The organism is Nocardia sp. IFM 10818 (genome assembly GCF_054655275.1).
Genome location: NZ_BAAHJH010000001.1, coordinates 912447 through 929715, shown reverse-complemented (window position 1 = coordinate 929715; position 17269 = coordinate 912447). Strand labels below are relative to the sequence as shown.

General features: G+C 66.8%; 18 protein-coding genes. 7 read left to right on the top strand and 11 right to left on the bottom strand.

Annotated elements, in window-relative coordinates; all coding sequences use genetic code 11:
* The first annotated feature begins 52 nt into the window (after window positions 1–52).
* Complete coding sequence (locus ACYQ5L_RS04385) at window positions 53–1018, top strand: ornithine cyclodeaminase family protein (RefSeq protein WP_459955668.1); 966 nt, start codon at window positions 53–55, stop codon at window positions 1016–1018.
* Between the two features lie 77 nt (window positions 1019–1095).
* Here the strand turns inward: ACYQ5L_RS04385 and ACYQ5L_RS04380 are convergent, their stop codons facing one another.
* Together ACYQ5L_RS04380 and ACYQ5L_RS04375 are read right to left on the bottom strand one after the other, a co-directional pair.
* Window positions 1096–1602: a hypothetical protein gene (locus tag ACYQ5L_RS04380; RefSeq protein WP_459955667.1), complete on the bottom strand. Its 507-nt coding sequence runs from the start codon at window positions 1600–1602 to the stop codon at window positions 1096–1098.
* 11 nt (window positions 1603–1613) lie between these two features.
* The gene (locus ACYQ5L_RS04375; RefSeq protein WP_459955666.1) at window positions 1614–2840 is read right to left on the bottom strand and encodes a DUF6973 domain-containing protein; all 1227 of its coding nucleotides are present in this window, start codon (window positions 2838–2840) and stop codon (window positions 1614–1616) included.
* Window positions 2841–3048: 208 nt separating this feature from the next.
* Here ACYQ5L_RS04375 and ACYQ5L_RS04370 point away from each other — a divergent pair, with 208 nt between their 5' ends.
* Window positions 3049–3396 (top strand): YbaB/EbfC family nucleoid-associated protein, encoded by a 348-nt coding sequence (locus tag ACYQ5L_RS04370; RefSeq protein WP_459955665.1) that lies wholly within the window; start codon window positions 3049–3051, stop codon window positions 3394–3396.
* 405 nt (window positions 3397–3801) lie between these two features.
* Here the strand turns inward: ACYQ5L_RS04370 and ACYQ5L_RS04365 are convergent, their stop codons facing one another.
* Complete coding sequence (locus ACYQ5L_RS04365; RefSeq protein WP_459955664.1) at window positions 3802–4962, bottom strand: acyl-CoA dehydrogenase family protein; 1161 nt, start codon at window positions 4960–4962, stop codon at window positions 3802–3804.
* 6 nt (window positions 4963–4968) lie between these two features.
* Entirely contained in the window at window positions 4969–5814 is an 846-nt protein-coding gene (locus ACYQ5L_RS04360; RefSeq protein ID WP_459955661.1) for a CoA transferase, read from the bottom strand.
* A 117-nt stretch (window positions 5815–5931) separates the two neighbouring features.
* Between ACYQ5L_RS04360 and ACYQ5L_RS04355 the strand changes: the two genes are divergently transcribed.
* The 3 genes from ACYQ5L_RS04355 (at window position 5932) to ACYQ5L_RS04345 (ending at window position 8114) form a co-directional block, all read left to right on the top strand.
* Window positions 5932–6519: a TetR/AcrR family transcriptional regulator gene (locus ACYQ5L_RS04355; protein ID WP_459955660.1), complete on the top strand. Its 588-nt coding sequence runs from the start codon at window positions 5932–5934 to the stop codon at window positions 6517–6519.
* A 95-nt stretch (window positions 6520–6614) separates the two neighbouring features.
* Window positions 6615–7460, top strand: a complete 846-nt coding sequence (locus ACYQ5L_RS04350; RefSeq protein ID WP_459955658.1) for a 3-hydroxybutyryl-CoA dehydrogenase — start codon at window positions 6615–6617, stop codon at window positions 7458–7460.
* 156 nt (window positions 7461–7616) lie between these two features.
* Complete coding sequence (locus ACYQ5L_RS04345) at window positions 7617–8114, top strand: nucleoside deaminase (protein WP_379192885.1); 498 nt, start codon at window positions 7617–7619, stop codon at window positions 8112–8114.
* On the opposite strand, the gene ACYQ5L_RS04340 is transcribed toward ACYQ5L_RS04345, so the two are convergent.
* Window positions 8108–8998, bottom strand: a complete 891-nt coding sequence (locus ACYQ5L_RS04340) for a bile acid:sodium symporter family protein (RefSeq protein WP_459955655.1) — start codon at window positions 8996–8998, stop codon at window positions 8108–8110. The two genes, ACYQ5L_RS04345 and ACYQ5L_RS04340, sit on opposite strands and share 7 nt — an antisense overlap.
* A gap of 177 nt (window positions 8999–9175) precedes the next feature.
* Between ACYQ5L_RS04340 and ACYQ5L_RS04335 the strand changes: the two genes are divergently transcribed.
* Together ACYQ5L_RS04335 and ACYQ5L_RS04330 are read left to right on the top strand one after the other, a co-directional pair.
* Window positions 9176–11377, top strand: a complete 2202-nt coding sequence (locus tag ACYQ5L_RS04335) for a xanthine dehydrogenase family protein molybdopterin-binding subunit (RefSeq protein ID WP_459955653.1) — start codon at window positions 9176–9178, stop codon at window positions 11375–11377.
* A gap of 8 nt (window positions 11378–11385) precedes the next feature.
* Window positions 11386–11850 (top strand): (2Fe-2S)-binding protein, encoded by a 465-nt coding sequence (locus ACYQ5L_RS04330; protein WP_459955652.1) that lies wholly within the window; start codon window positions 11386–11388, stop codon window positions 11848–11850.
* A gap of 22 nt (window positions 11851–11872) precedes the next feature.
* Here ACYQ5L_RS04330 and ACYQ5L_RS04325 read toward each other — a convergent pair whose 3' ends face one another.
* The 6 genes from ACYQ5L_RS04325 to ACYQ5L_RS04300 all read right to left on the bottom strand — a co-directional run bounded on the left by ACYQ5L_RS04325 (window position 11873) and on the right by ACYQ5L_RS04300 (window position 17246).
* A complete protein-coding gene (locus tag ACYQ5L_RS04325; protein WP_459955651.1) occupies window positions 11873–12223 on the bottom strand; it encodes a hypothetical protein in 351 nt (116 codons plus the stop codon).
* A gap of 58 nt (window positions 12224–12281) precedes the next feature.
* Window positions 12282–12611 (bottom strand): STAS domain-containing protein, encoded by a 330-nt coding sequence (locus ACYQ5L_RS04320; protein ID WP_459955650.1) that lies wholly within the window; start codon window positions 12609–12611, stop codon window positions 12282–12284.
* 160 nt (window positions 12612–12771) lie between these two features.
* On the bottom strand, window positions 12772–13428 hold the full coding sequence (locus ACYQ5L_RS04315; protein WP_459955649.1) for a histidine phosphatase family protein: 657 nt from the start codon (window positions 13426–13428) through the stop codon (window positions 12772–12774).
* A complete protein-coding gene (locus ACYQ5L_RS04310; protein ID WP_459955648.1) occupies window positions 13425–15224 on the bottom strand; it encodes a carbamoyltransferase family protein in 1800 nt (599 codons plus the stop codon). The genes ACYQ5L_RS04315 and ACYQ5L_RS04310 overlap by 4 nt, the downstream gene beginning before the upstream one ends.
* A complete protein-coding gene (locus ACYQ5L_RS04305; protein WP_459955647.1) occupies window positions 15172–16284 on the bottom strand; it encodes an NAD(P)/FAD-dependent oxidoreductase in 1113 nt (370 codons plus the stop codon). Before ACYQ5L_RS04305 ends, ACYQ5L_RS04310 begins: the two co-directional genes overlap by 53 nt.
* Complete coding sequence (locus ACYQ5L_RS04300; RefSeq protein ID WP_459955645.1) at window positions 16281–17246, bottom strand: cucumopine synthase-related protein; 966 nt, start codon at window positions 17244–17246, stop codon at window positions 16281–16283. Before ACYQ5L_RS04300 ends, ACYQ5L_RS04305 begins: the two co-directional genes overlap by 4 nt.
* Window positions 17247–17269 lie beyond the last annotated feature (23 nt).

Genomic DNA, 17269 nt, shown 5'->3' with positions numbered 1-17269 from the left:
TTTTTGAGGCCGGTTCGTTCGAGATCCAAATATCGTGTCGAATACGGCTCGAGTGGATGCTGACCTCGCCATGACCCGGATTCTGACCCGTAGCGACCTGGCCGAGGTGCTCGACCCGATGTCCTGCATGGCCGCGTTGACCGAGCACTTCCGCAATGCGGATTCCTGGCCTGCAGTGGGGCAGCGTGTGCGCACAGAGCTGCCCTTCGGGGGCACTGCGATGGTGCTGGTCCCGGGGATCATTCCCGGCATCGACGCGTACACCGTGAAGGTGAATGCAAAGTTCCCCGCCGCCCAACCGGCGTTGCGCGGGGTGATCGCGCTGCACAGCACCACAGACGGGGAACTGCTCGCACTGATGGACTCCGCCACGATCACAGCCTGGCGGACAGGATTGTCCGCGGCGCTGGGCACCCACGCCCTGGCTCCCGCTGATCCGCGAGGAGATGCGGTGCTGGGCGTGATCGGCGCGGGGGCGCAGGCCGAGCTCACGGTGAGGGGACTTCTCGGTTTGCGGCGGTTCGGTGACCTCGTGGTCCATGACATCGATGCGGGCCGAGCCGCGACCTTCGCTTCCCGGCACGGCGGCCGCGTGCTGACCTCGGCCACAGAGATCGCCGCAGTCGCCGACATCGTACTTCTCGCGACCTGGTCACGAAAACCCCTGCTGAGCCTCGCGGACACCCGGCTGGGACAGCATTTCACCACCCTCGGCACCGACGAACCCGAAAAGCGCGAGCTCGCAACCGATCTGATCGAATCGGCAGTCATCGCGGTGGACAGCCGCGAACTGGCCGTAGCCGGGGGTGCCCTGGCACCGACACAGCCTTCCACCCGAGCGGCCTCGGTCACCCTCGGTGCACTGTTACGGAACGAGCACTCGGGCCGCACCACCGCCACCGCTCGATCCGTTTACGCCCCCGTCGGGCTCCCTTGGCAGGATCTCGCTGTAGCCTGGGTCGCCTACCAGCAAGCACAGCACCGTGACATCGGAACAATGATCGACCTACTCGCATGACAGCAAGTGATCGCTGTTGAGGCTGTCACGGCCACAATAGGTTTCGCGCCTACGCGCCGCCTGTTGACCCACCCAACTCAGTATGTTCTGAGTTCTCCGCCTTTGGGGTTCAGCATGGATTCCGGAGTCAGTCGTTCAACGGAACCGAATACCAGGAATTCATGCCCGGTATCCCACACCACGGACTGCACCACCTGCCGATCTTTGAGGAAGACGTAGTACCCGGAAGACACCGGGCCGGAACCGATCCGGGGTGGTAGTCCCTTCCAGCAAGTACCCGTCGGGGTCTGGGCGCTCGTGTTCATCCGCTCATCGTCCTTAGCCGCAGAAGCGTCGATCACCGTGTCCCAGCCATCCGACCAACCGGCGGCGCGCGTTACCTCGCCGAGACTGACGGGTTGCTGCCCGCGCCCAGCGGTTTTGATCGCCGCCGTCAGCGCCTGGCTCGAGCCGAGCGGCTGCGGCTCCCTGTCGAGGCGGATTTCGGATAGACACGTTTTCGCGGCAGGCTTTTCGTGTTTGGCCGCACATCCGGCCAGCAGCGGCACCATCAGGACGCCGACAACGATCGTGGCTACTTTCACTTACCTCACACTCACTTTCCGGGAAGTGGGATATCCACGCCCGCAGGACTTCTGGTCTGGTCCCAGCCAACGGTATTGCTGAAGGCAATCTGAGCGGGAGCGTCGGACCCGTTGGGTCTGTGGATGACGATAGTGTCGCCCCTATCGACCGCGGCGATGACCGCTGATTGCAGATCTTCCGGTGATGCGTTCATATTCGCCAGGCCGATCTGACGGCCAATCTCATTGTTCTTGAGGTCCATCGCCTCACGTTGCGGACCGTTTCCGCCGACCATTTCATGGGCGCTGGAATACTGCTCCGCCCACTCGGCACCGAACTCCTGAGTCATACGCGCATTCCAGTAGGCGTGCCGAGCCGCATCCGCATGACCATCATCCTTCGAGCCGTCATATACTGCGGTGTACTTGTTGGTCTTTCCGAACGCCTCTGCTTCGTTCTTGATTTCGTTGAACGTCTGATAGTTCAGCGGATTGCCGCCGTAGAGTGGGTTACAGAGTTCATCCATCGCGGCCTTTTCTTCGACCGTCATCTCCACCGCCTGAATGTCAGGATACTTCAACCTGATCAGTTCCAGCAGAGTCGCGTCGGGCCAGACAACGATCTCGGACTTCGTCGTATCCACCTGGTAGTTCAGGAGAATATCCTTGAGTGCGGCATTGTCCGGTATGCCGGCCAGCACCAGCTTGACATCCTGGGATACGTTCTCGAGCTGCGTGGCCAGGTTGCGCGCGCCGACCTTGTCGGTTTCCTGTACATCCCAGAACGCCTGTTTGAGACTCGCACTCAGTCGGAGGCAGTCAGCGGTCTTCCATCCAACGGAAGCCGGGTTGCCCCAGCTCTTTTTGATCGTCTCCCAGTTCGAATCGTATGACTGCACGTCACCGGTCTCGTCATCGTAGAAGAGGTTCCACTCCGATTCTTCAACCTCGTCGACGACCGACTGCAGGTTTTCAATATCGGACTGCAATTCAGCGGCCGTGGTGTCGATCTGCCGATGAATGGCATCGAGGACCTCACCGGACGCAACCGCCTCGTTCTTCAACTTGGTCGACATGGTGCGGGCGGCAGCACCGGCGGCCTCACCGAAGTAGGATTCGGACCCCTGAATAGCCTTGTCGGCATTGATGGATTCAGCCTCGAGGGTAATGCCGGCGTTCATCGCCTGCGCACCCGCGAAGCGCGCCGAATCGAGCTTCCACCCGAGTACCGTGGAGATTGTGATCTTCTCGTCACTCACTTTATCCCTCGGGATCAAAGGCAACCATATCTACAACCCCACCAACAGTTTTCGCTTCACGAGTCCCCCATCACCGGTCACAACGCTGCCGAATAGTAGTGGTCGCCATGAACGGCGGACAAGCCGACGCACGTTGCCGGTACAGTGCTGAGCAGTCGGGGGAAGACGTCCCCGCATGGACGATCCAGGATGAAGGGGTGGGGAGCTCGTGGACCAGCGTCGCGCGCGGGCCGAACAGATCGACAAGGCCATCGGGGAGGTGCGAGCGCAGGCTCGCGCCACGGACCGCAGTATGGCGATCGAGGTGGATGCCTACGGGCAGATCACCCAGATCAGACTGTCGCCGCATGCTGTTGCCGAGGGAACCGCACGGCTCGAGCAGACCATCATCGAGCAGTACAAGGCGGCGAGAGCGGACGCAGAAGCGCAGGCACACAAGGTCTATGAACAGTTCCTCCGGGATGAGAAGAAGCACGCCGCAGTGGCAACAGCTCAGCCCGATTGGGCCGATCAGGACGACGCGCAGCCGTTCAAGCTCTGGGCCAATCCGCGGTGATGGACCAAGCGTCGTATCGCTTCCCAGCTGTACCGACCCCATGGGACCCACTGGAATCGACCACCGGACGGCGGCGCCGATATCCGTGAAACCCGTTGGTCCTCTTTGGATTTAAGGCTCAAGCGGGAGCCGCTCCGCGGCGCGTGGTCACGGCTCCCCGCCACCGCCGCGCGCTACTCGGCGCAGGCTCGCGGAAGCGCGCTCCATAGCGCTCAGCCAGTTCCTCGGCGCGCGCCAAGAAGACGGCGCGGCCTCTCCGATATCCAGTGATGAACTTGGCGCACGCCCGTGCAGGGCACCGGTCTTCTTGCCCTTCCCGCGCGGCGTCCGGATGGCCTCGAAAATATATGCCTGGCTTGTCATTCCGGGAAACCCTTCTGAGTGAGTCCCGAGAGTTGATCCCGGTCAGAGTGAGCGCGAGATGATTTCCTTCATGATTTCGCTGGTGCCGCCGTAGATGCGGTTCACGCGGGAGCCGGTGTACATGTTCGCGATCGGGTACTCCATCATGTAGCCGTAGCCGCCGAATAGTTGGAGGCATTTGTCCACGACCTTGTCGCAGGTCTCGGCGGCGAAGAGCTTGGCCATCGAGGCTGTGGATGGGTCGTTCTTGCCGTCGATGTATTGCTGGATCGCGTGGTCGACAAGGGTTTTGATGGCCAGCGCCTCGGTTTTGACCTCGGCGAGGGTGAAGGCGTTGTGCTGGAATTTGCCGATCGGGCGGCCGAATGCCTCGCGCTCGCGCGAGTATCGCAGCGCCTCCAGGACGGCGGCTTCCGCCAGGGCCGAGCAGAGGCTCGCGATGATCAGGCGCTCACGGGCCAGCTGTTCCATGAGCTGGTAGAAGCCCAGGCCCTCCTGCTCGCCGAGTAGATTCGCCACGGGCACCCGCATATCCGAGAAGAACAGCTCGCGGGTGTCCTGGGCGTGCTGCCCCATTTTCTCCAGCACCCGGCCGCGCTCGAAGCCGGGCAGATCCTTGGTCTCGGCCACGATGAGGGAGACACCGGCCGCGCCCTTGCTCGGATCGGTCTTGGCGACGATCACCACCAGATCGCAATGGGTTCCATTGGAGATGAAGGTCTTCGAGCCATTGATGACGTAGTGGTCGCCCTCGCGAATGGCGGTGGTGCGCACCGATTGCAGATCGGATCCGGTGCCGGGCTCGGTCATGGCGATGGCCAGCACCAGCTCACCGCTGATGATGCCGGGCAGCCACTTCTTCCGCTGCTCGGTATTGCCGTAGTTGTAGATGTAGTGCGACACGATCGGTGAGTGCACGGAGAACCCGAAGCCGTTGTCGTGCGCATAGACCAGTTCTTCCTGAACGACCGCCTGCATGCCGAAATCGCCTCCGGCGCCGCCGAATTCCTCGGGCAGATCCAGGCCGAGCAGGCCCGCGTCGCCGGCCTTGTTCCAGAACTCGCGGTCGACCTGATGCGCGTGGGTCCAGCGCTCGCGATTGGGCACGGCCTCCTTCTTGAAGAATTCGGCCGCGTGCTTGCGCAGTTCGCGGTGCTGCTCGGCCTCCCAGGTGGGGCGGTAATCGGGGAAGAGTGCGGACATCGGTGTCTACTTTCCGGTCTCGGCGTTGATTCCATTGAGCGGCAGGTCTTCCCGTGCCGCGATGGCTTCGAGTTCGGCGACGGTCCGTTCGGCGAAGGCCGTGCGGAAGCCCTCGTGGCTGCCGTCGGCGCCGAAGGCGGCCAGTGCGCCCAGGAAGAAGTGCGGTTCCACGGCGCCGAGCGCGACGTAACCGTCCTTGCACTCGTAGATGCCATAGCCCGGGAACGCGCCGCCGAGTATCGCGCCCGGTGCGGTGAGGCGATAGCGCACCGCATCGCCCGCACGCGCCGCCGCTTCCTCGAGGGCGACCCGATAGGGCTGTCCGGCACCGGTTTCCGCACGCCGCACCAGCGCGGCCAGCGCGGTGGAGACCGCGCGCTCGGCGCCGAGCATGTCGGCGAGCGGCACGGTCGGCATGCTCGGCGGCAGCAAGGTTCCATGCACGGCCTGATAGTTCAGATCGTGTCCCGGCACCTCCGGATCGCCGGCGTGCCCGACGATCTCGATGAGCGACACCTGCCGGAAGCGCTCCTGCGGCTGCGCCAGTCCCAGCTTGGCCAGCGCACTGGGCCGCATGGAGGTGATCAGCAGATCCGCGGTCGCCAGCAGTTCGTCGAGCTTTGCGCGATCGGCCTGCTGCTTGAGATCGAGGGCGAGTACCGACTGGTCGGCAATGAGCCGCCCGTACCAGTCCGGCGCCGCCGCGGCCAGCGGATCGCCGCCGGGCGGCTCCACCTTGATCACCGTCGCACCCAGCTCGGCCAGCCGCGCGGCGGCCAGCGGCCCGGGCAGATTCACCGCGAGCGAGACGACCTCGACACCGGCGAGGGGCGGCCGCATTGCATCCTCCATGGCAGCGAACAATACGATTGTATAGTCAGTAGGTCAACAGTAACATTTTATGGACATGAGACCAGTTGATTACTACACGTCGTAGAATCGCCTGATGCCGACTACTCGAGGGCCGATGTGCTGAATCCACGGGCCACCAACGACGACCTGACCGCCAAGGCGCGCATCCGCAATGCCGCCATGGATCTGTTCGCCCAGCACGGCGAATCCCGGGTCTCGCTGCGCGCGGTCGCCGCCGAGGCCGGCGTCACCCTCGGCCTGGTTCAGCATCACTTCAAGACCAAGGCCGGCCTGGTCGACGCCGTGGACCGGCTCGTCGTCGACTACTTCGACGCCGCGGTCTCCTCGGTGCCGCCCACCGGCACGCCCGCCGAGGTCGCCGCCGCACGCGACGAGACGGTGCGAAAGATGTTGCGTGACAACCCCGCCGTCGTGAACTACATCCGGCGCGTGGTGCTGGAACCCACGGAAGCCCGGATGCGCCTGCTCGAATCGCTGGTCGAGCTGACCCGCCGCGAGGTCGCCGGCCTCCGTGAGGCCGGACTGGCTTCCACGTCCCGGCGCGAATCCACCCAGATCATCGAGGTCCTGGTCCGCCAGTTCGGCGAATTGCTGCTGGCGCCCATGATCGACGCCACCTGGGAATTGGTCGCCGCCCCGGGCGATTCCGATAAGCCTCGCATTTCCATCGGCGTCGTGGAGTGAGACGCAGTCCTCACAATGCTCGCCCTGCGGAAAGTGCGCACGCCCCATCGAGCAAGATGGGCGCCGAGAAACCCGAGTACAAGGAGACAGCGACAGTGCAACGCATCGGAGTGATCGGCGGCGGAACCATGGGTGCCGGTATCGCGGAGGTGGCGGCTCGCGCCGGCGGATCGGTCCTGGTTCTGGAGCGCGACACCGAGGCGGCCGACGCCGCTGTGGCCCGCATCGAGAAGTCCCTGGCGCGCGCGGTGAAGTCCGGCCGCCTGGAGCAGGCCGCCGCCGACGAGGCCCGCGCCCGCATCACCCTCACCACCTCGATCGACGATTTCGCCGACCGCGAACTGGTCATCGAGGCGGCCCCGGAGATCGAGTCGCTCAAGACCGACTTCTTCACCAAGCTGGACGCCATCGTCTCCCCCGAGACCATCCTGGCCACCAATACCTCGTCCATCCCGGTCATCCGGCTGGCCAATGCCACCGCCAATCCGGGCCGCGTGGTGGGCGTGCACTTCTTCAACCCGGTGCCCGTGCTGCCGCTGGTCGAGATCGTGGTGACCCTCAAGACCGACCGCGAGGTCGCCGACAAGGTCACCGCCTACGCGCGCGACATCCTCGGCAAGCGCACCATCGAGTCCAAGGATCAGGCCGGCTTCATCGTCAATGCCCTGCTGATCCCCTACCTGTGCAATGCGATTCGCATGTACGAGACCGGCTTCGCCAGCGCCGAGGACATCGACGAGGGCATGGTGAGCGGCTGCGCCCACCCCATGGGCCCGCTGCGTCTGACCGACACCGTCGGCCTGGACGTGACGCTCGCCGTGGCCGAATCCCTGTACGCCGAATTCGGCGAGCCGCAGTACGCCCCGCCGGTGCTGCTGCGCCGCATGGTCGACGCGGGCTACCTGGGCCGCAAGACCGGCCGCGGCTTCTACACCTACTGATCCCCGCGGACCAGGTAACAAGCTGGGGCCCGTTTGTGAAAGTCTACGAAAACCGGGTCTCAGCCTGCGGGGGTCTTCAGGTCTTCCACCCCTAGCTGACTGCGCCGGATTGGCTGTGTACTCCTTCACACAAGTTTCATTTGACAAGGAGTTCTCGTGGCCATCCAAGAAATGAGCATCCAGGAGCTCGAACATGCCTGGCTGGACGAGGCGATCAAGCTGGCCACCGACAGCGTGGCCAATGGCGGCGGGCCGTTCGGCGCACTGATCGTCAAGGATGGCGAGATCGTGGCGCTCGGGAACAACCGGGTCACCGCGACCCTGGATCCGACCGCGCACGCCGAAGTGAGCGCCATGCGGGCCGCGTGCAAGCAGCTCAACACCTTCTCCCTCGAGGGTTGCGTGCTGATCACCTCGTGTGAGCCGTGCCCGATGTGCCTGTCCTCGGCGCTGTGGGCGCGCGTCGACCGGATCGTCTACGCCGCCGATCGCCACGATGCCGCGGTGGCCGGATTCGACGATCTGAAGTTCTACGACCTGTTCGAGAAGAAGCCGCGGGAGCTGTGGCCCACCCCGGTCGACCAGCTGGACCTGCCGAACCGCACCGCGCCGTTCGACGCGTGGCTGGCCAAGACCGACCGCATCGACTACTGAGATCCGGTCGGCTGCCGCGCCGGCGCCGCTTCCCTCGTCCGCCGGGCCAGTAGCGTCGCGGCCACGGCGGCGGGGAAGAACATGATGATGCCGTAGAGGGCGCCGGGGATGGCCATGGTCTCGTCGCCCAGCACCGAGACCGCGATGGCAATGGCCAGGGTGGCATTGTGGATGCCGATCTCCATGGCCGAGGCGATGGACTGCCCGGTATCGACCCGGAACAGGCGCGGCACGAAGTATCCGATGGTCAGGCTCAGAATCGACAGCAGCAGCGATATCCCGCCCAGTTGCCCGAGATGGTCGAGCCCGGTATCGAACTCGCTGATGACCGCGGCGAGGATGACCAGCACCAGCACCGCCACCGACGCGATCTTGACCGGCCGGCGCATGCGCTCGGCGAATTCGGTGAAACGCCGCCGCACCCACATGCCGAGGGCGACCGGCACCAGGACGATGGCGACCACCTGCACGAATTTGGCCGGTTGCAGGCCGATCCCGGCCTCGTCGCCCAGGAATGCCGCGATCGACAGGGTGACCACGATCGGCATGGTGAAGACCGCCAGCACCGAATTGATGGCCGTCAGCGTGATGTTCAAGGCCACGTCCCCGCCGGCGATATGGCTGAACAGATTCGCCGAGGTGCCGCCGGGCGAGGCGACCAGCAGCATCATCCCCACCGCCAGCGCCCCTTCCAGCCCGAACAGGTACACCAGGCCCAGGCACAGCAGCGGCAGCACCACGATCTGGCAGAACAGCGCGATCGCGGCCGCCTTGGGATAGCGCAGCACGCGCGCGAAGTCCTCGACCGTCAGGGTCAGGCCGAGGCCGAACATGACCAGGGCGAGGGCGAGCGGCAGGAACACCGCGAATATCGAAGAACCCATGCGAATCTCCTGAAGACGAGCAGCCCCGGCGGTACCGGCATTGCCGGGCTATGCCGAATACTGACCGATCCCCCTGTCCGCGTGGTCGGGTTCGGCGAAGAACCTCGCCCAACGCCGCCACACCGGCGAACCGGCGTGTCGTAATGCCGTTTCGCTATCACTCGAGAGGATGGCGCCGTGACCACGCGGCGCGACTTCCTCTCCTGCCTCGTCGCCGCACCGCTGCTGACCGTCGCCACGATCGCGCCACGAGCCGGGGCCGACGCCGGACCCGGGTGGCGGCAGGCGCCGCCGGTGCCCGAATTCCTCGATCTCGGTGACATTCTCATGCTCGCGGGGGCGCCGACCAGCGGACTGCTGGCGGTGATCACCGTCGACGCGGACGGGCGGGTCACGCTGCAGCTGCCGCGGGCGGAGGTGGGGCAGGGCATTGTCACGGTGGGCGCGCAGCTGGTGGCGGAGGAGCTGGAGCTGCCGGTGCAGCGGGTGGCGGTGGAGCTCGCGCCGGCGCGGCCGGAACTGCTGTTCAACCAGATGACCGGTAGCTCGAATTCGGTTCGCAGTCTTTATGATCCGGTGCGGTGGTCGGCGGCCACGGTGCGGGCGCGATTGCTCGCGGCCGCCGGGGCCCGGCTCGGAATCGGCGCGGGGGAATTGCGGACCGCCGAGGGGTTCGTGGCGGCGGCCGATGGGCGGCGGCTGTCGTACGGGGAGTTGAGCCGCGCGGCCGCGGATCCGGCGCTGGCCGCCGTGGTCGCGGCGCCGAAACCGCGGTCCCGGCATCGGATCATCGGCCGGCCGCAGCGGCGGCCGGATGCCCGCGCCATCGTGACCGGACGCCACGAATACACCATGGACCTGCGGATTCCGGATGCGCTGCCGGTGGTCGTCGCACGCCCGCCGACCATCAGGGGGACCGTGCTGGCGGTCGATCTGGCGGCCATCCGGGCAATGCCGGGGGTGATCGACGCCGCGCTGATCGAGACCGGCGTCGCCATCTGCGCGCGGACCTTCGGAGATGCCATCGCGGCCCGGCACGCGGCGCGGGTGGCGTGGAATCCGGGGCCGGTCGACGGCGAATCCGATGACACCATCCGGGCGACGCTGCGGAAAACCATCGCGCCCTTCGTGATTCCCCGCTTGCAGGATATAGCGCCGGGCGCGTCCACCGTGGAGCTGGACTTCGATTTCGGCTTCGTTCCGCACGCCCCCCTGGAGTCCAATTGCGCGGTGGCCGATGTGCGTGCCGACCGGGCCGAGGTGTGGGCGCCCATGCAGACGCCGATCGTCGCGGCCCACACCATTGCCGGGCATCTCGGACTGCCGCCGAATGCGGTGCGCGCCACTGTGGTTCCCGCCGGTGGATCATTCGGCCGGCGGCTGTTCTTCGACGCGCCGCTGGAGGCGGTGCAGGCCTCGCGCGCGCTGCGGCGGCCGGTCCGGTTGATGTGGACCCGGGTCGACGATATGCGGCACGGGCGGGCGCGGCCCGCGAGTCACCATCGGGTGCGGGCCAATATCGCCGGCGGCCGGGTGGTCGGCTACGAGCACCGGGTGGCCGCGGTGGAAACCGATTTCCGGCACGGCCTCGGAGAATGCCTGACCGCCATGGTCGCCCAGGTTCCGATGATCGGGAATCTGTCCTTCGCCGAGACGGTCTTCCTCACCTCGGTGGTGTGCCCGTACGACCTGGGTGTCGTCACCTACGGACTCACCGAGGCGCCGGTGCGCATGCACACCGGCAGCTGGCGTTCGGTGTACTCGGCCAATACCCGGGTCTGCGAGGAGATCGCGGTCGACGAGATCGCGCGCCTGCTCGGACAGGACCGGCTCGCCTATCGCAAGCGCACCGCGAAATCCGATCGGGCGCGGCGGGTGCTCGCCGAGGTCGAGCGTATGAGCGGCTGGGGTCGCGAGCTGGGACCCGGTGTCGCACTGGGTGTTTCGCTGCATACGGAGCATCGATCGGTGATCGCGTGCGTGGTGGAGCTGGACGCGACCGGGGAAGCGCCGCGCGTCACCAAGGCGTACTTCGCCGTCGATGTCGGGCTGGCGGTGAACCCGCTCGGGCTGGAGGCCCAGATCATGAGCGGGCTCACCGATGCCATCTCCACCGTGCTCACCGCGGGACTGCACATCGAGCGCGGATTGCCGTTGGAAGGCAGCTACTCCCACTTCCACTTCGCCCGGATGCGGGACACCCCACGGGTTTTCGAGGTGTCGATTCTGGACTCGGGCGACCGGCCCGGCGGCGCGGGCGAACTCGCGGTCCCGGTCGCGGCCGGAGCCGTGGCCACCGCCCTCATCCAGGCCACCGGGCAACCCGTGCACCGGTTCCCGGCGAAGTCCGAGATCGATTTCGAACCGTTCCCGCGCTAGGAGCCGCCGTGCCCGAATACTCGTTCACGCTCAATGCCGAGCCCGTCACCGTGGATGTGCCGGCGGAAGTCCCGCTGCTGTGGGTACTGCGCGACATCCTCGGGGTTCGCGGCCCGAAGTACGGCTGCGGCATCGAGGTCTGCCACGCCTGCACCTGCCTGCTCGACCAGGCCGCCGTCCTGCCCTGCCGATTGCCGATGGACCGCGTGCACGGCCGCACCGTGACCACCATCGAAGGGCTGTCGGACGGCGAGACCCTGCACCCCGTTCAGCAGGCCTGGCTGGATCTCGATGTCGCGCAATGTGGTTACTGCCAGCCCGGTCAGATCATGAATGCCGTGGCGCTGCTCGCGCGCAACCCGGATCCGGACGACGACGCCATCGACGAGATCGACAATGTCTGCCGCTGCGGCACCTACTACCGCATCCGGCAGGCGATCAAGCGCGCCGCCGCGGCCATGCGTGACGGCTGACCGAATCGATTCCCCCGCAACCTCATTCGGTCTGCGCCCAGGCCGCGACCGGCAATGACAGGTAGATGCCGAAATCCGCGAGCGCCGTCGACTCGGCGATCCGCTCGTGCAATTCGTCGACCCGCTGCTGCCGATTCGCCGCCCGGCTCTCGAAATACTTGGACCGGATCTCGATCACCGCGTCCAGCCCGCCGCGATCCAGCGGCCCGAGCGCCCGGAACCGGATCTCGACGTCACCCGGTTGCAGATCACCGTCGTAGGGCTCCTCCGGGCATTCGACCGCCACGGACACCAGATGCGGGAGCTTGTCGGCCAATTCGCGCAATGTGGCCTCGGGAACATGGGCCGCATGGGTCACCTCGATCAAGGGCATCCGGCCATCCTAATGCCGACCGGCGCGCGCTCGGCGCCCCGGCCGGCCGGGCCAGGCGTCAGTGCAGGATGCCGAAGTCGTCGGCCAGATCCATGACCTCCAGGAGGCGCTTCACGCACGGCGATCCGACGATCCACAGCGCGCAGTCGTGCTGGTCGGCCCAGTCGCGAGCGTCCATGAGCGCCCGCAGGCCCGGCGTGCCGAAGAAGGTGACGCCGCTGAGATCGACGATGACTGTCGCACCCTCGCGCAAGGTGCCGGCGAGTGCGGTGCGCAGCGCGTCCACGGAGCGGATATCGACCTCGCCGGCGACGGTGCACAACGGGGTCGAGTCGGCGGCCATGGTGGACGTGGCCATGATCGGAATGGGGGGTCGCAGGGCAGACATCGTGAGGACCTCGGTCCATGGGTGCGCGCAAACCGCGAACGGCGCCGCGCGGCCAATCGCCTCCGACAGCTGTCCGCCGCGAAGACTGGGCTGGAGACTCAACCCTGCCCTCGGGGTTCCCGGTCCGCCCGCGATCTACACCTCCACCGGCCTACCGGTCTCACCGCAAGTGCGACGTGTCATTGAGAAATCGCACCGCCGCGTTTCCCGCCCCGTCGTACGCGACCGCCGAGAGCGAAGCCGCGGCGGTGTCCAGCCGGAACAGCGACTCCGGCGGCGCACCGAGCGCCAGCCGGATGAGCTGCCGCACCGGCGTCACATGCGAGACGACCAGCACGGTCTCCCCCGCGTATCGCGCCAGCAGTTTGTCCCGCGACAGCGCGACCCGGTGCGCCACGGACTCGAACGATTCGCCCGTACCGCCCGGTATCGACGCCGGTGAAGTCAGCCAGGCCGCGAATGCGCCGGGACATTTCTCGCGCACCTCGGCGAAGGTCAGCCCTTCCCAGCCGCCGAAATCCGCCTCGCGCAGCCCATCGTCGATCAGGACCTCGAGGCCGAGCCGGCGCGCGGCCGCCGCGGCGGTCTCCCGGCACCGGCGCAGCGGCGAGGACACCACCGCGCGCACCGGGCCGTGATCCGCGCGCCGCACCGGCGACGCGAGCAGGTCCGCGACGGCCTCGGCCTGCCGCCGCCCGGTCTCCGACAAGGCCGGGTCGGAGCCGCCGCTGCCCGAGAGCCGCCGCTCCGGTGTCAGCGCCGTTTCGCCGTGGCGGAGCAGCAGCAAGGTCGTGGGCGTCTCCGAGCCGGACATCATGCGGCGGGACCGGCCTTGGCGACGAGGTAATCGCCGAGCACGAGGTAATCGATCTCCGTGCCGAGGAAGCACTTCAGTGCGTCGGCCGGGGTGCAGACGATCGGCTCGCCCGCCACATTGAACGAGGTGTTGATCAGGCAGGGCACGTCGGTCAGCGCGGTGAACCGGCGCAGCAGCGCCGCCAGCCGCGGGGTGTCCGCCTCGGTGATGGTCTGCACCCGGGAGGTGCCGTCCACATGGGTCGCGCCCGGGATCACCTCGCGGAACTCCGGCCGCACCGGGAAGACGAAAGTCATGTACGGCGAACGGGTTTTGCGGCCCATGTCGAAGATCTTCGGTGCCTCCGATTCCAGCACGAGCGGCGCGAAGGGACGGAAGGGTTCACGGTGTTTGACCCGGGTATTGATGACGTCCTTGATATCCGGGAAGTTCGGGTTCGCCAGAATGCTGCGATGCCCCAGGGCGCGCGGGCCGTGCTCGAGCCGTCCCTCGTACCAGCCGATAACGGTCTTCTCGGTGAGCAGCTTCGCCACCAGGTCGACGAGTTCGTCGTCGTCGCGCCTGCTCCATTCGACTCGGTCGCCGAATTCGCGCAGGGCCTGCGCGATCGCCGAATCGTCGTATTCCGGTCCGAGATACGGGGTGATTCGCGGCGCGGGCTTCGGTTTGCCGATGGTGTCCGGGTGGTTGACCCAGGCGTGCACCGCGGCGCCGATCACGATGCCGGTATCGCTGGCGCCGAAGCTCACGTCCATATCGTCGAATCGCGAGCCCTCGAACAGCGGAGTGTTGTTGAGGCAGTTCAGCGCGACACCGCCCTCGAACAACAGATGGTTCAGATCCGTCTTGGCTTCCAATGCGCGAATCTGATGGGCGGTCACGACATTCAGCATTTCCTGGGCGGCCGCGGCCACCCGCGCCTTGTACTCGAGGGTGTCCTGGAAAGGACCGAAATACCGCTCGAACAGCGAATCGAGGCTGTGCGGATCCTCCGTCGCGAGAGGTTGGGCGAAGGTGTAGCGCCCATCGGGGTGCAATTCGACGAATTCCTCGACGAACGGGTTGGGCGTGGGCGGCCCGGCGTAGCCGGACAGGCCCATCACCTTGTATTCGTCATTGTTGGGCACGAAGCCCAGGAAGCGGGTGATCGCGCTGAACAGGATGCCGATCGAGTACTCCGCACCGATCGCAGACTCCTCGAACACGCGGATCCGGCCATCGCGGATCTCCCCCAGCAGCGCCGAGAATCGTTCCGCGCGACCATCACTGATGAGGAACGCACTGTCTCGCATGCCCGCCATGTAGTAGCCGGTCATGGCGTGGGCGAAGTGGTGCGGCACGAACACCACTGTGGCCGGATCGGGTGTGAAACCGGTGCGGGCGGCGAAATCGGCGAGAATCGCCTCGGGACCGACGATTTCGGTATGCAGCCTGCGCAGCGCGTCCACCAGGCCCTGCTTCACCTCGGGCGGCATGGGCGCGGAGGTCACATCGGCGAGCACCTCGTCCATGACCTCGCTGGACCAATTCCACGGAATGGCGATCAGATCGACGTCCGAGAACCGCAGGCCCGCCCGGTCCAGGCACCAGCGCACCGAGTCGACCGGGAAGTCGGTGGTCTTCTTCTCGCGATTGAGCCGCTCCTCCTCCACGGCCGCGACCAGCTCGCCGTCGATCAACAGCGCGGCGCCGGCATCGTGGCCGAGCAGGTAGTGCTTGTCGATGCCGACCGCGCCGAAGTTCTCAGCGAAGAATTCCGAGACGCGGGTGAAGCCGTTGCACCCCAAGACGATCATGACCATTTCCTTCTTTGTCGAGCACGAGGTCGCGGACGAGCTCTCCGGCGGCGGGCGCCTGGCACAGGCCCTGGCCGGAGAATCCTGCCGCGTACAGGAAGGGGCGGGCGGGATCGCGGCCGATGAAGGCCATCCCGTCCGGGCTCACATCGAGATCACCGCTCCAGCCGAGCTCGAGGCCGCGGCCGGTGAGTGCCGGGAAGGTGGCGCCGAGTTGCCCCGAGACCCGTCGCAGCCAGCCCTCCCGGGATTCGCCCGCGCCCGGGCGGCCCATGCCGACGAGAATGCGCTCGCCCCAGGATCGAATCCGCAGGCCGGACGGGTGCAGGGTCATCGGCAGCACGGGCTGCGGGGTGGGCGCGTCGGTGAGGAGCATGTCCACGGGATAGGTGGTCACCGGCAGGTGGACGCCCGCCATGGCGGCGACCGCGCCCGCCCAGGGACCCGCCGCGCAGACGATGGCGCCGGCGCGGATGCTGCCCGCCGCCGTGTGGACCAGGCCGTCGGGATCGATACCGGTGACGGATGTTTCGGTGCGCAGGACAGCGCCCGCCTGCCGGGCGGCCGCCGCGTGGCCGCGCACGATCGCGGCCGGATCGCAAGCGTAGGCCGCGGGCGACCAGGCCGCGGCCACAATGGCTCCCGGGTCGACCAGAGGATTGAATTTCGTTGCTTCGGACGGTGTTACGAGCTCGACGTCGACACCCGCGGCCCGCTGGGCGGCATAGTCGCGGCGGAAGTCCTCCACCTGCTCTTCCTCGGTGAACAACACCAGGAAGCCGATCCGCTCCAGGCCGAGGTCGGTCCCGGTGCTTTCGGCGAAGGCGTGATACGCCGAAAGGCTCCGGACCGCAAGGCCGCTGATGAGGGCATTGCCCGGGAAGTAGGTGCGGACCACCCCCGCCGTGGTCCCCGACGAGCCCGAACCGAGCGCGCCGCGATCGAGCAGGACGGTGCCGACGCCGGCCTCGGCGAGCCGATACGCGATCGAGGCGCCGATGACGCCGCCGCCGATCACGAGGGCGTCGGTCCGTTCGGGCAGCTCGGGCAGCTCGCTCACGCCTGCTGACCCACTTCGGCCGGGCGCAGCCGGCGAAGGTGGTCGCCGGTGGCCCACGGGTACAGCTGTAGATTCCAGCCGCCCAGGCAGTTGACGTAGAGGGCCAGCTGGCTCGTCACGGCCAGGAAGTCGTCGCGGTCGAGATCGTCCAGGCAGGCCAGGAAGCGCTGGGTGAAGGCCCACAGCTTCTCCAGACCGCAGTAGCCCAGGAATTCGGCCGGAATGCCGACCAGCAGTCGCGCCATGTGCCGCAGCGAATCCATCGGCATGTCCTGGACCGCGCCGCGGACCAGGCCGCCGTAGGTGGCGTACCCGAGCGGGCGGGTCTCGCCATTGACGAACAGCAGGGTGGGCAACACCGTGTCGAAGGTCCCCGCGCCGGAAGGGATCGACCCGCCGTGCAGATCGGCGAGCTCGGCCGGCGGGTCCAGCCAGATCCGCTCGGTCTCGGCGTGCACGTCGTGGATGAGCCGATTGGTTTCCGGATCGGCGGCGGTCAGATGCGGAATGCGGTGGCCGCCCGCGGTTCCCGCCTTGCGGACCTCCGCGAGGATCGGTTCGTTGTTGGAATAGACCGAATCCCAGATCGCTTGCCCGGCCTCGAGCAGGGCGGGCATGTCCTCCGAACGGATCCGGCCCACCGGGGAGGCCGGCATGGGTTCGGTCAGTTCGCCGTATTTGATGCCCAGATGCTGGAGCGCGGAACAGAACACCGTCCCGTCCGGAGCGTCGCGCCGGTCCGGGATACGGGTGGACGCGGGCAGATGCAGCAGTGACGGGATGGGCGCCACGTGATAGAGGTGCTGCCCCGCGACCAGCGCGTGCCCCTGCAGGCTCCGATAGGGCAGCGCCTCCCACAGCGCGTCGGCCAGTTCAGGATTGCGGCCGTCGAGCTCCGCGGTCACCGTGATACCCAGACCGGGCCAGGCGATGTCGAGTTGCCGACCGGACGTATCGGTCAAGGCTTTCTCCTTTGTTTCGATAA

What these genes read in the sequence shown, in the direction of transcription:
- ACYQ5L_RS04365 (WP_459955664.1), bottom strand. Translation starts at nt 4,962, where the DNA reads ATGTCCGCACTCTTCCCCGATTACCGCCCCACCTGGGAGGCCGAGCAG.
- ACYQ5L_RS04360 (WP_459955661.1), bottom strand. Translation starts at nt 5,814, where the DNA reads ATGGAGGATGCAATGCGGCCGCCCCTCGCCGGTGTCGAGGTCGTCTCG.
- ACYQ5L_RS04340 (WP_459955655.1), bottom strand. Translation starts at nt 8,998, where the DNA reads ATGGGTTCTTCGATATTCGCGGTGTTCCTGCCGCTCGCCCTCGCCCTG.
- ACYQ5L_RS04325 (WP_459955651.1), bottom strand. Translation starts at nt 12,223, where the DNA reads ATGCCCTTGATCGAGGTGACCCATGCGGCCCATGTTCCCGAGGCCACA.
- ACYQ5L_RS04320 (WP_459955650.1), bottom strand. Translation starts at nt 12,611, where the DNA reads ATGTCTGCCCTGCGACCCCCCATTCCGATCATGGCCACGTCCACCATG.
- ACYQ5L_RS04315 (WP_459955649.1), bottom strand. Translation starts at nt 13,428, where the DNA reads ATGATGTCCGGCTCGGAGACGCCCACGACCTTGCTGCTGCTCCGCCAC.
- ACYQ5L_RS04310 (WP_459955648.1), bottom strand. Translation starts at nt 15,224, where the DNA reads ATGATCGTCTTGGGGTGCAACGGCTTCACCCGCGTCTCGGAATTCTTC.